Raw genomic sequence first — 13,121 nt, 5'->3', positions numbered from 1 at the left:
ATTAATGAAGTCAAAAACACTTAAAATAAATCGCACAGATAATATAGAGGTAGCATTATCGGATTTAAAAGCAGGTGATGCCATAAATAGTGATGCAGGAACTTATGACCTGGTTACAGATGTTCAGGCAAAGCATAAATTTGCGACTATAGACTTACAGCCCGGAGATGATGTTCGGATGTACGGGGTGCTTGTAGGCAAGGCAACTGAAGCAATTAAAAAAGGCGAGGTAATTACAACGGGCAATGTTAGTCATGCGGCTAATAACTATAAGCTTAAGGAAAGAAAAACCGGCTGGGAAGTGCCGGAAGTATCTTCATGGCGCGATAAAACTTTTATGGGATATCATAGAGATAATGGCAAGGTTGGTGTGGCCAATTACTGGCTGATTATCCCTTTGGTATTTTGTGAAAATAAGAATGTACAGGTTATTCAGGATGCCTTCATGAAAGGACTGGGGTATCATGACAATGACTCATCTTATTACAATCAGGTACAACAGTTGGTTAAGATGCACAGAGCCGGTATAGCTGTTGAAGATATATTGAGCATAGACATAGAAACTTTAGGTACCGATGCAGAGGCAGAAAACAGGGTGTTTCCGAATGTTGACGGCGTTAAATTCTTAACACATTCGTTAGGCTGTGGTGGCACAAAAGATGATACCATTAACCTTTGTGGCTTGCTTGCCGGATATATAACGCATCCTAATGTTGCAGGAGCTACGGTGTTAAGTCTTGGTTGTCAGAACGCGCAAATACCGCTATTGAAAGAGGAAATTGCGAAGCGAGATCCCCAGTTTTCCAAACCTTTGTATTGTTTTGAGCAGCAACAGGTAGGAACCGAGTCTGAATTAATGAAATTGGCTATAAAACAAACCTTTGCAGGCTTGATGCAAGCCAATGACCTTAAGCGCAAACCCGCTCCTTTAAGCAAACTTTGTATTGGACTGGAGTGCGGAGGATCAGATGGTTTTTCAGGAATTTCGGCTAACCCCGCTTTAGGATATACTTCAGATCTATTGGTTGCTTTGGGCTCATCAGTAATACTTTCGGAATTTCCGGAGCTTTGTGGTGTGGAGCAGGAATTGAGCGATCGTTGTATAGATGAGACCGTGGCCCGGAAGTTCATGACCTTAATGACTGCTTATCATGAAAGAGCTAAAGCTGTTGGTTCAGGTTTTGATTCCAATCCATCGGCAGGCAATATTCGCGACGGTTTAATTACTGATGCCATTAAATCTGCCGGTGCAGCAAAAAAAGCAGGTACATCGCCGGTTATTGATGTTCTCGACTACCCTCAGCAGGTTTCTAAATCAGGGCTAACGTTACTATGTACGCCAGGTAGTGATATAGAGTCGACAACGGCAGAGGTTGGAGCGGGAGCTACACTAGTGTTTTTTACAACTGGACTGGGCACCCCGACGGGCAACCCTATTGCACCTGTAGTAAAAATATCAACCAATACAACTTTGTACAAAAAGATGAATGACATCATTGACATCGATGCAGGCACAATAATAACTGGTGAAGAAACCATTGAACAGGTAGGAGAACGAATCCTCGATTACATCATAGAGATCGCAAGCGGGGAGGTTAAAGCTAAGGCCGAAGCATTAGGTCACAACGATTTTATTCCCTGGAAAAGAGGAATATCCTTATAACATACAGACAATTTCAAATTAAAACGGATAAATAAATTATGAAATTATATAAAACTAAACAAGGCGCTATTTTGCATAGTGATGCGGGATATTATTTACTAAATATTGATTGGGATACATTGATTAACAATGACAACCTCTACCAATATTTAGTTCATGTACTGACTGAGCACCCTGAATCCTTGCAGGAAAATAAAGCGTTAGCAATATTGGAAAACGATGTTGAGGCACCAATCGGACAGCAGGAAGTGTGGGCAGCGGGAGTAACCTATCTGCGCAGTCGCGATGCCAGAAAAGAGGAATCTAAAGATTCCGGTGGAGCGAGCATGTACGACAAAGTTTATGATGCAGATCGCCCTGAATTATTCTTTAAGTCATTACCTCATCGTGTAGCCGGCCATAAACAACACGTAAACATTAGAAAAGATTCGACCTGGAACGTGCCAGAACCTGAATTAACGCTGTTTATCAATTCTTCTGGAAACATACAGGCTTATACTATAGGAAACGACATGAGTTCCAGAAGCATTGAAGGAGAAAATACGTTGTACCTGCCGCAGGCAAAGATTTATGAAAGGAGTGCTGCACTGGGTCCTTGTTTATATGTACCTGAAAAGCCAATATCTGATAAAACAATGATAGAGATGGTTATCAAACGAAACAATGATGAGGTTTTTCGTGATTCGATTTCTATTAGCAGAATGAAACGTTCTCTGAATGAGTTAGTAATCTATTTGTATGCTGAGTGCGACTTTAAAAACGGATGTTTTTTAATGACCGGAACTTGTATTGTACCTCCTAATGACTTTACTTTGAATGAAAAGGACGAGGTTAGCATAAGTATTGATAATATTGGAACATTAACAAATCACATAGCTATTCGTGTATAAAAGATAGCTTTAAATTTTACTAAGTATGGTGTCTATAACAGGTGAGAATTTTATTGGAAATATTCGTAGTGGCAATGGAGCTGATAGCTTTCAGGCTTTCAATCCCACTGGGAATGTTTTAATATCAGAAAAGTTTACTTACGCAACAGAAGAAGAACTTGAACGGGCATTATCATTAGCTCAGGATGCTTTTGTTCGCTATAAGAATACTTCAACAATTGAGCGTGCTGAGTTTTTAGAAGCAATTACTGAAGAAATAATGGCATTGGAAGCAACATTGATAGAAAGAGCGGTTACAGAATCAGGTTTGCCTATTGGACGAATAACAGGCGAAAGAGGTCGTACCTGTGGTCAGTTAAAAATGTTTGCCCAGTTACTACGCGATGGCTGGTATGTGGATGCAAGAATAGATACGGCACAACCTGAAAGAACACCATTACCAAAATCTGATATCAGAAGAATGCTTATTCCAATTGGTCCTGTTGCTGTTTATGGCGCCAGTAATTTCCCATTGGCTTTCTCTACGGCAGGGGGTGATACCGCTTCTGCACTTGCTGCAGGATGTCCCGTAGTTGTTAAAACACACCCATCTCATCCTGGCACTAGCGAATTGATATCTTCTGCAATTATTCAGGCAGCTAAAAGAACAGGCATGCCTGAGGGTGTATTTTCGGCCCTAAACCTTACTAACGATCAGTCGGTAAGACTTGTACAGCACGCTGCGATAAAAGCAGTAGGTTTTACAGGGTCCAGAAAAGTAGGCATGACTCTTTTTAATGCGGCTGCGAAAAGATCGGAACCCATTCCTGTATATGCAGAAATGAGCGCTATAAATCCGGTAATTTTGATGGAAGAAGCATTAAAAGTAAAAGGAGAAGCAATCGCTAAAGGATTGGCTGGCTCAGTAACTATGGGGGCAGGCCAATTTTGTACTAACCCGGGATTGGTATTGCTAATAGAAAGTGAAGCGGGCAAACTTTTCCTAAATCACTTCGTGAAATATCTGGGAGCAACTGAACCTGCAACTATGCTGAACAAGAATATCTGTCAATCATACACTAAAGGTATCGAAACCACTAAAACAGTTAGAGGAGTTAATGTTTTGGCTGAGGGAATAAAATTAGCAAATGACGATAGAAATGAAGCCAGACCTATTGCTTTTACGGTTTCTGCTGATGATTTTCTTTCGAACAAACAATTAAACGAAGAGGTTTTTGGTCCCGTAACACTTTTTGTTTTGGTTAAAGATACAGCGCAGCTTCATCTGGTCTTAAATCAACTGGAAGGCCAACTTACGGCGACAGTTCATGCCGAGACTGAGGATAAAAGTAATTTAATCCCTGTAATTGATATAATCACTCAAAAATCGGGTCGTGTGATCTACAATGGTTTTCCTACAGGTGTAGAAGTTTGTCATTCGATGCAACATGGAGGACCATTCCCATCAACTACTGATGGAAGATCAACATCTGTGGGTACAGCAGCAATTTATCGTTTTTTAAGACCGGTAGCTTATCAGGATATTCCAGATGAATTACTTCCTGCAGCATTACAAAACAGTAACCCCTTGAGTATTTTGAGGTTGGTAGATGGCTCATGGAAAACTGATTTAATAACTTAACTTCGTGCTTATTTTTAAGCTATGAATTGGGAAAAATTATTGTCATCAAAAAGATGGGGGAATGAAGATAGATTTAATGGAAATCAAAAAGAAGCTCGTTCTGAGTTTCAAAGAGATTATGACAGGATCATATTTTCATCACCTTTTAGAAGATTACAAAACAAAACCCAGGTATTTCCTTTACCAGGCAGTGTGTTTGTTCATAACCGACTTACACATAGCCTGGAAGTTGCAAGTGTTGGACGTTCATTAGGTACGATCTTTTACAACAGAATAAAAGATTCAGATACCAATATAGATGAAACCTGTCCGTTGCTATGTGAAATAGGAAACATTGTTGCATCTGCTTGCCTGGCTCATGATCTGGGTAATCCGGCCTTTGGTCATTCTGGTGAATCAGCCATATCGCATTATTTTAACAGTGGCGACGGAAAAGTATATCAGGAACAGGTAAACGAAGCACAGTGGGAAGATTTGATCCATTTTGAAGGAAATGCCAATGCACTAAGAATATTGACCCACCCATTTGCAGGAAAAGGAACAGGAGGATTTGCATTAACATACTCTACACTTGCTGCGATAGCTAAATATCCATGTGCATCTGTAGCGGGGCATAACAAAAAGAACATTTACACTAAAAAATACGGCTTCTTCCAGTCAGAGCAAAGCGGATTTGAAAAGATCGCGGCAGAGATGGACCTTATTAAGGTTCAGGAGTCACCTTTGATTTATAAGCGGCATCCGCTTGTGTATTTAGTAGAAGCAGCAGATGATATTTGTTATAATATTATTGATCTGGAGGATGCACATCGCTTAAAAATTCTCTCGTACAAGGAAGTTGAGAGTTTACTTTTGCCCTTGTGTAATGATGCTAAAATGCCATCAAGACTAGCTGAAATGGAAGATGATGATGCAAAAATCACGCTGATGAGGGCAAAGTCGATAAGCACATTGATATGGCAATGTTCAAATGTGTTTTATCAGGAACAGGAGTCGATACTAAACGGTGATTTCAATATAAGTTTGATGGATGCTATTGAAGCGCCATTCTTATCTGTAATGAAAGAAATAGAAAAGATTTCGATTAAGAAAATATATAACTATTCTTCTGTTGTACAGATTGAAGTGGCAGGTTATCAGGTGATGGGAGGGCTTTTAGAGGAATTTATTCCGGCCTATCTGCAAAACGAATCAAAATATCACAAGAAACTGGTTGAATTGATACCGAAGCAATTTTTAACAGAGAAAAATGATGTTTATTCTAAAATCCAAAGTGTATTGGATTTTGTTTCAGGAATGACAGACATCTACGCTGTTGAGTTATTTAGGAAAATTAAGGGAATATCTTTTCCTTCAATGAGTTAATAATAAAATGGTAGTTACAGATATACTTATTATAGGAGCGGGCCCAATTGGTATTGCCTGCGGCATTGAAGCTAAAAAAGCGGGCTTATCTTATGTGATCATCGAAAAAGGATGTCTGGTGAATTCATTATACAATTACCCTCAGAACATGACTTTCTTCTCCACATCAGAGAAGCTGGAAATAGGGGGAGTTCCTTTTGTTTCAAATAATCCTAAACCTACCAGAGCCGAAGCGTTAGAATATTATCGCAGGGTAGCACTTAAATTTGAATTAAATACGAAGCTTTTTGAATCTGTTGATGACGTTGCGAAACAAGATGTTGGTTTTATAATAACCACTTCAAAATCAAGCTACCTGACCAGAAATATTATCATCTCTACCGGGTTCTACGATCTCCCGAACAAAATAAATATACCTGGAGAGGATCTTCCTAAAGTGGCTCACTATTATAAAGACCCTCATTATTATGCAATGCAAAATGTTATTGTAATTGGGGCCAGTAATTCATCGGTGGATGCCGCTTTGGAAACCTATAGAAAAGGCGCTGATGTAACTATGGTAGTACGCGACGAATCGATAAGTAAGCGTGTTAAATACTGGGTTAGACCCGATGTCATTAATCGCATAGAGGAAGGAAGCATTAAAGCCTATTTCAATTCTGAGTTGGTTAGCATAGCTAAAGATACCGCGGATATTCGTACACCAGAGGGAATAATTACGATACCTAATGATTTTGTGTTGGCCTTAACGGGTTATCAACCCAATTTTGAGCTCCTAAGGAAATTTGGCGTGAAACTTACTGAAGATGACAAATGCTTGCCTGAACATAATTCCCAAACAATGGAAACCAATGAAAAAGGTATTTATTTGGCTGGTGTAGTTTGCGGAGGTATGGATACCCATTTATGGTTTATAGAAAACTCAAGAGACCATGCTGTTAAGATCATAAGCGATATTAAAAAGAAAGCTTAAAAAAATATTCCACATATTATTTGTTTCGTACGAAAGTTATCCTACCTTTATGCTATGAAACGAAATATACCTATAGATGCTATTCCTGAGCCTACAAGGGCAGAGCTTGAAATTTTACAGGTTTTATGGGAATTTGGCCCTTCAACAGTGCGATTTGTTAACGACACATTGAATGCGCATAGAGATGTAAATTACACCTCAACACTTAAACAAATGCAAATCATGGCAGATAAAGGGATCCTTAAACGCGATGAGCGGCAGATGAAGCATATATACATTCCCGTAGAGGCCGAAAATAAAACTAAAGATCAACTGTTGAACCGTTTTGTAAATACGTTGTATAAAGGATCTGCTTCCAAACTGGTAATGCAATTATTAGGCAACGAAAAAACGTCTAAAGAAGATCTTGATGCTATTAAACAGATGTTAAAGAAACTAGATAAATAATAAAAAATTCGAATAATTTTAGAGCCACAATTATGGAATTTCAATACGCTTTATGCATCACTTTTTTCCATTCATTATGGATAGGGATGATCCTTGCTTTATTAACAAGTCTGATTATAGTTGCCACAAGAAAAAGTAGTGCTGCAATAAGGTATAATTTACTTACCGCTGTTTTATTTTTGTTTGTGATCGTCATGAGCCTGGTATTTTATGATACCTTAAACTCAGGGGGTATCTACCAAAGTTTAGCTAAGTCAGGCGGAGCGACACTTTTCTCGCCCCAAATAAATAAAGAAGCCGCTACTGCAATCAATTCTCAATCATTAACTCAGGGAAGTTCTGGATTTATTGATGGAATGGGGTCTTTGATGAATATATGGACATCTTATTCCGTTCAAATAGTATTGATTTGGTTTTTGATCATTTGCATTAAATGCATCCAGCTCATGATGGGAATGCATGCAATTTACTACCTAAAGAATACCCAAATCTATTCAGCGGGTAATTTCTGGGAAAATAAGGTAACCGAACTTTCAATTAAATTGAGCATTCCCAAAAATATTCAGATTCTACAATCTGGACTTACGAAAGTACCTGTTGTTGCAGGACACCTGAAGCCGGTGATATTGATTCCACTTGGTTTGTTAAATGGATTGTCTATTGCCGAAGTTGAAGCGATAATCAGTCATGAACTTGCGCATATTAAGCGTAGTGATTACCTGGTAAACATACTTCAAAGCTTGATTGAGATCATATTCTTTTTTAATCCTGCTGTATTGTGGTTGTCTAAATTGATCAAAGAAGAAAGAGAAAACTGCTGCGATGATCTTGCATTAACTTGTACTTTAAATAAGCAAGACTATATTCAAGCGCTTGTTTCTTGTCAGGAATTTCAATCAAACCAATATGTCATGGCGCTTACCGGCGGAAAGAATCAACTTTTGGAGCGTGTGAGCAGGATGGTATTCAACAAAAGTTCTTCGCTAAATAAAATGGAGAAGATTATTCTGACCGTTACGTTAATATCAACATTGGTTTTTACAGCAGCTTTTACCAGAAGTTCAAAAACTGTTCCGGCTGATAAAAGTCCGGTTCATGAAGTGGTTAATATAAAGCCATATCAGGATACAACTATAAAGCATAACACAACGAATCGTATCGCTAAAAAGACGTCTGCAGTTAAACACAGGAATACAAATTATGCTAAAACTGGAGAACAGACAAGAGAAAGAGCGAGGGTTATTGCCGAACAAAAAAGAGAGGAAGCCGAAAAGACAAAAACAGCACATGACATAGCAAGACAGAAGGACCTAAGCAGCGAGATTTTTGATGCTGCCCAGTATCAAAAAGAGGCCGAAAAATACGCTGCAGCAAGCCAGCAGTATAAAAAGGATGCCGCAAAATATGCAGACGAGGCGGCAAAATACGCGGCAGATCCAGAACATTATCCGGTTCCCCCTGTGCCAGTAGCCCCGATAGCACCGATATATAGAAAAACATATGTTCCTGCCCAACCCGTAGCTCCGAAAGTTAGAATCGGTGACAGAGTAGTGATTCAGGATCAGGCAGAACCAAAGGATATGACTAAGGAACTGCAAAACGATGGCTTATTACAACAAATAAATAACTTTAAATACAAGCTGGATGCCGATGAACTGATTATTAATGGCAGGAAACAATCGGATGCGGTTCACCAGAAATATATGAAAAAGTATCTTAAAAATCGTAAAGGAACAATTACGACAACAGTAAACACGGACTAAAAATAGTTTAATCTTACTTTTTACCCTATTGCAACAACCAGCGTTATTTTAAGCACTGACAGAGGCATACTATGCCCGGATTTTAAAAATTAATTTTCGATGATGACAAAAAAGATATTGGCTATTTTAGCCATAGGGATTTGTATTGCCCCAATTGTTTCCTTTGCCCAACAGACGGAGGTAAGTATTTCCGGACAGATAAGGGATGCAGAAAATAAAGCCTTTAATCTGGCCACAGTTGCCTTGCTTAGTGCTAAAGATTCAGTTGTACTTAAATCTACCTTTACTGAAGGTGATGGTAAATTCAGTTTCAATCAGTTAAAAACAGGGAATTATCAAATAAAAGTTTCTGCAATGGGTTATACCAGCTATAAGAGTGAGGTGATCACTTTAAATGCAGCACAGCCTGACTTTTTTATCCCTAATATTAAACTTATTCCTTCCAGTAATAGCCTCAATCAGGTAAATATTACCGGTAAAAAATCTTTTATTGAACATAAGATTGATCGGGTGATTGTAAATGTAGATGCCCTGATATCCAATACCGGTTCTACTGCATTAGAAGTTCTAGAGAAATCTCCGGGTGTGCAGGTTGACCAGAACGGCGTAATAAGCCTTAAAGGCAAGCAGGGGGTGCTGGTACTCATTGACGATAAACCAACATACCTATCCGGTGCGGATCTGGAAAACTACTTGAAATCGTTGCCATCCTCGTCATTAGATCAAATAGAGATCATGACAAATCCTCCTGCTAAGTATGATGCAGCTGGTAACGCCGGGGTAATTAATATAAGAACCAAAAAAGGAAGCCTTAAAGGCTTTAATGGTGGTTTTAACTTAAGCCTTAATCAAGGCCAAAAAACAAGAACACTAAATAGTCTGAACTTCAACTTAAGGAACAATAAGTTTAATTACTTTTTAAATTTCAGCTATAACTATAATACCGGCTTTTCGGATCTTGATATCAACCGCACCTATAAAAATGCTGACAACAGTCCAAAATCGTATTTCAACCAGAACAGTTATTTTGACAGACATGGAAATTCTTTAAATGCGAAAGCGGGGGTTGATTATTATCAGTCTGACGATATTACATGGGGTATCCTGGTTAGCGGAATGTCGAGAGCGTCTACACAGATAAACAATAATTCTAGTCATCTGTTGAATTCACTACAACAACTCGATTCCGTAATTAAGGCTAAAAATATTGATGTAATTGATTTTAGTAATGGCGGCGTTAATTTAAACTATCGACATCAATTTGATAAAAAAGGACATGGAATTACGGCCGATGCTGATTATCTGGCTTACAGGAACAAAACTGATCAGACTTACTACAATTCAAGCTTTTTTGCGGATGGGTCATTAAAATCAGAAGATATCCTAACAGGATACCTTCCGGGAAACATTGATATCTATTCGGTGAAAACTGATTATTCATTGCCATTAAAGTCTGATTGGAAGCTGGCATCCGGACTAAAGATCAGCTATGCTAAAACGGATAATACCGCAGATTATGCCTATACAATAAAAGAAGTTACTAAAGCGGATTTCGACAAGAGCAACCATTTCATATACAAAGAGCATATCAGTGCCGGGTACCTGAACTTAAACAGAGAAATGAAAAAATTTTCTATACAACTTGGGCTAAGACTCGAGAATACTATCTCTGATGGTCATCAACTAGGTAACGCAATGAAGCCTGATTCAGCATTTAAAAGAAATTATACAGGGCTTTTTCCTACTGTATATGTATTGTATAAATTGGATACAGCTGCTAACAATCAACTTGGCCTTAATTACGGAAGGAGAATTGATCGTCCATATTACCAGGATTTAAATCCTTTTATTTCCCCATTGGACAAATTTACGTTTTATGTTGGAAATCCATTTCTGAGACCGTCATACACTCAATCGATAGAATTGTCCCATACCTATAAAAACAAGTATACCACTACCATAAGCTATTCGAAATCCAGGGATGAAGTTAATGAAACTATAGAGATATTAAACGGTAGTTACTACAGCAGACCTGGTAATATTGGGAAAAAAAGGGTTAAAAGCATTTCATTTAACGGGACACTTGATGTTGCAAAATGGCTTAGTATTGATGTTTATGAGGAGCTTACCAATATCACCACAATAAGCGATTTCTATACCGGAAAACTAAATACCAGCGGCACTTTCTATTTTACAAGTGCAAATGCAAAATTTGCCATGGGAAGTGGTTGGGATGCCGAATTAAGTGGCAACTATAGAAACCGGATTATAGATGTCCAGTTTGAACTGAAAAGTGTATGGCAGGCCAGTACAGCCATTCAAAAGAAATTGTCGCCCAGCACGACGTTAAAGCTAGCCATCAATGATTTGTTTTACAGTAGAATTAATAGGGGAGTTATTAATAACCTTGCACAAACCGAAGCAAACTGGACCAACAAAGGTGATTCAAGAACCGCAGTGCTCTCCTTTAATTATCGTTTTGGAAAAGCCTTTACTACACCAGCTAAACATGGTGAATCAGGAGCAGAAAGTGAAAAGAACAGGGTGAAGAACTAAATCTATTTTTTATGTTTCTTTCTGTATTCTGATGGAGATGTACCAATAAGCTTGCTAAATAATCGTGAAAAATAGTATTGATCATCAATACCCAATACCGAACAGATCTCTTTAATGCTTTTGTCAGTAAAGTAAAGGTACTGGCAAGAGTGCTGTATTTTTAGCTGGTTGTAATAGGCTATTGGTGAAATACCGGTTTTTTGTTTGAATATCCTTAAGTAATGTGATAGAGAGATCTTCTGTTGGTCGGCAAGTTGGTTTACAGTTAGTTTCTTATCAAGATGGTCTTTCATAAATATAATGGAACTGCTTACAGCATCCTTATTATAAACAGAAGGGTTTATCTCTTTGTAATAAATTAACGAGGTAACAAGATAGAGTAGTCTGAAGTTCATGATCTCCATTTCCTTTGTACCAAAACTTTCTTCGAGCATGGTATATATTTGGTTAAAAATATCTATTCGGTCTTGCTCAAAAGGAATTGAATGTACTTCGTGCTGTCCCTCAACAAGAGAACGTTCATAAATCATCCTTGAATTAACCCCACTAAAATGCATCCAGTATATGCTCCATGGGTTTTTCAAGGAACTGAAATATCTATGGGGCACATTTTTAGGGATGATAAAAAATGTATTTGCTCTTAAAACATAAACCTTGTCATCCAATTCAACAGTACCTTCGCCATCAATACAATAAAGTAAAATAAACTCTGCAGAACCTGTTTTCCGTTCACGATCATGCCCCAAGGCATGGGGATAGTAGCCTATTGCCGTAAGGTAAAAAGAATTGATTAAGGGATTGTTCTTAATACTTTTCCTAATATTAGGCGTAAGGACAATCATTTTTTGTCCCAAAAATCCCTCTTTAATTTTCTTTTTTTCCTCTGTCATATTAAACGCTAAGGTATAATAAATGTAACTTATCTTACAGTTTGTAACACTTCAGTTATGATAATATTGTCCATTATTTGTCTTAGTTAGTCCATTTCTGGCTTCTAATTTCCCCGTAAGTTTATCCTAACAAATATTAAACGGGATTAACCAAATATTATTCACTATGTCTTTCTTTACGATTAAAGGAACTGTAAGATGGTATGCTTTACTCATATTTCTCATTTTACAGTGTAGTTTTACAGTTTTCGCTCAGAATTCAATTAATGTCGCAGGCCGGGTAACCGGAAAGGACGACAAATTACCCATTCCAGGTGTTTCAGTGAAGGTCAAGGGCACGGGCACCGGTATATCAACCGACAAAGACGGTAAGTTTACGCTAAGTACCGCGGCAAACTCAACAATTGTTTTTACTTCGGTAGGCTATGTAACTCGGGAACTTCCTGCTTCGGGCACTATGAATGTATCTCTTGTTCCCGAGGACAACAATCTGGAAGAGGTCACAGTGGTAGGTGTAACCATTAGGAAAAAAGATCTTACCGGATCGGTTGCAGGTATAACAGACAAAACCATCAGTGAATTGCCTGTAACCAATGTTAACCAGGCAATGCAAGGCCGTATTGCAGGTGTACTGGTACAGAGTAATGACCCCAGACCTGGAGGCGGTGTATCTATAAAAGTAAGAGGAAATAACTCCATTAAATTTGGCGCAGATCCTATTTACGTAGTGGATGGCTTGGTAATAGAACAAGCGTTCAACACCATAAATCCTGATGATATTGCTAGTATTGATGTGTTAAAAGATGCGTCGGCAACGGCTTTATATGGATCAAGGGGTGCCAATGGTGTGATTTTGATCACCACCAAAAAAGGAAAGAGTGGAGAAGGAAAGATTGANMKRWAGWGCSTNGKGTWGGSGTACAATCATTTACAAGGAACTTATCTTATTTAAA

The 13,121-nt window shown here is 38.3% G+C and carries 9 protein-coding genes and 1 pseudogene; 9 read left to right on the top strand and 1 reads right to left on the bottom strand.

Going from position 1 to position 13,121, the window contains the following annotated elements; all coding sequences use genetic code 11:
- The first annotated feature begins 4 nt into the window (after nucleotides 1-4).
- The 8 genes from N824_RS13690 to N824_RS13655 all read left to right on the top strand — a co-directional run bounded on the left by N824_RS13690 (nucleotide 5) and on the right by N824_RS13655 (nucleotide 11,278).
- Nucleotides 5-1,663 (top strand): UxaA family hydrolase, encoded by a 1,659-nt coding sequence (locus N824_RS13690; RefSeq protein WP_048905693.1) that lies wholly within the window; start codon nucleotides 5-7, stop codon nucleotides 1,661-1,663.
- A gap of 38 nt (nucleotides 1,664-1,701) precedes the next feature.
- On the top strand, nucleotides 1,702-2,553 hold the full coding sequence (locus N824_RS13685) for a fumarylacetoacetate hydrolase family protein (protein WP_048905692.1): 852 nt from the start codon (nucleotides 1,702-1,704) through the stop codon (nucleotides 2,551-2,553).
- A gap of 25 nt (nucleotides 2,554-2,578) precedes the next feature.
- Nucleotides 2,579-4,174 (top strand): aldehyde dehydrogenase (NADP(+)), encoded by a 1,596-nt coding sequence (locus tag N824_RS13680; RefSeq protein ID WP_048905691.1) that lies wholly within the window; start codon nucleotides 2,579-2,581, stop codon nucleotides 4,172-4,174.
- A gap of 21 nt (nucleotides 4,175-4,195) precedes the next feature.
- On the top strand, nucleotides 4,196-5,539 hold the full coding sequence (locus N824_RS13675; RefSeq protein ID WP_048905690.1) for a deoxyguanosinetriphosphate triphosphohydrolase: 1,344 nt from the start codon (nucleotides 4,196-4,198) through the stop codon (nucleotides 5,537-5,539).
- A gap of 7 nt (nucleotides 5,540-5,546) precedes the next feature.
- Nucleotides 5,547-6,512 (top strand): YpdA family putative bacillithiol disulfide reductase, encoded by a 966-nt coding sequence (locus N824_RS13670; RefSeq protein WP_048905689.1) that lies wholly within the window; start codon nucleotides 5,547-5,549, stop codon nucleotides 6,510-6,512.
- 54 nt (nucleotides 6,513-6,566) lie between these two features.
- The gene (locus N824_RS13665; RefSeq protein WP_048905688.1) at nucleotides 6,567-6,959 is read left to right on the top strand and encodes a BlaI/MecI/CopY family transcriptional regulator; all 393 of its coding nucleotides are present in this window, start codon (nucleotides 6,567-6,569) and stop codon (nucleotides 6,957-6,959) included.
- Between the two features lie 32 nt (nucleotides 6,960-6,991).
- The gene (locus N824_RS13660; protein ID WP_084498313.1) at nucleotides 6,992-8,722 is read left to right on the top strand and encodes a M56 family metallopeptidase; all 1,731 of its coding nucleotides are present in this window, start codon (nucleotides 6,992-6,994) and stop codon (nucleotides 8,720-8,722) included.
- Between the two features lie 99 nt (nucleotides 8,723-8,821).
- On the top strand, nucleotides 8,822-11,278 hold the full coding sequence (locus N824_RS13655) for an outer membrane beta-barrel protein (RefSeq protein ID WP_084498312.1): 2,457 nt from the start codon (nucleotides 8,822-8,824) through the stop codon (nucleotides 11,276-11,278).
- Nucleotides 11,279-11,280: 2 nt separating this feature from the next.
- On the opposite strand, the gene N824_RS13650 is transcribed toward N824_RS13655, so the two are convergent.
- Nucleotides 11,281-12,168, bottom strand: coding sequence for an AraC family transcriptional regulator (locus N824_RS13650; protein WP_048905685.1), 888 nt, complete (start codon nucleotides 12,166-12,168; stop codon nucleotides 11,281-11,283).
- Between the two features lie 166 nt (nucleotides 12,169-12,334).
- On the opposite strand from N824_RS13650, the pseudogene N824_RS13645 reads away from it, so the two are divergent.
- A pseudogene (locus N824_RS13645) lies at nucleotides 12,335-13,120 on the top strand (TonB-dependent receptor plug domain-containing protein).
- The last annotated feature ends 1 nt before the right edge of the window (nucleotide 13,121 follow it).

The sequence above is a fragment of the Pedobacter sp. V48 genome (assembly GCF_000523515.1).
Lineage (GTDB): Bacteria > Bacteroidota > Bacteroidia > Sphingobacteriales > Sphingobacteriaceae > Pedobacter.
Note: the sequence above shows the minus strand (reverse complement) of the source record. Positions and strands in the feature narration are given on the sequence as shown.

Excerpts from the sequence above, each read along its gene's own strand:
- N824_RS13675 (WP_048905690.1), top strand. The coding sequence starts at position 4,196 with ATGAATTGGGAAAAATTATTGTCATCAAAAAGATGGGGGAATGAAGAT.
- N824_RS13680 (WP_048905691.1), top strand. The coding sequence starts at position 2,579 with ATGGTGTCTATAACAGGTGAGAATTTTATTGGAAATATTCGTAGTGGC.
- N824_RS13690 (WP_048905693.1), top strand. The coding sequence starts at position 5 with ATGAAGTCAAAAACACTTAAAATAAATCGCACAGATAATATAGAGGTA.
- N824_RS13655 (WP_084498312.1), top strand. The coding sequence starts at position 8,822 with ATGATGACAAAAAAGATATTGGCTATTTTAGCCATAGGGATTTGTATT.
- N824_RS13665 (WP_048905688.1), top strand. The coding sequence starts at position 6,567 with ATGAAACGAAATATACCTATAGATGCTATTCCTGAGCCTACAAGGGCA.
- N824_RS13670 (WP_048905689.1), top strand. The coding sequence starts at position 5,547 with ATGGTAGTTACAGATATACTTATTATAGGAGCGGGCCCAATTGGTATT.
- N824_RS13685 (WP_048905692.1), top strand. The coding sequence starts at position 1,702 with ATGAAATTATATAAAACTAAACAAGGCGCTATTTTGCATAGTGATGCG.
- N824_RS13650 (WP_048905685.1), bottom strand. The coding sequence starts at position 12,168 with ATGACAGAGGAAAAAAAGAAAATTAAAGAGGGATTTTTGGGACAAAAA.
- N824_RS13660 (WP_084498313.1), top strand. The coding sequence starts at position 6,992 with ATGGAATTTCAATACGCTTTATGCATCACTTTTTTCCATTCATTATGG.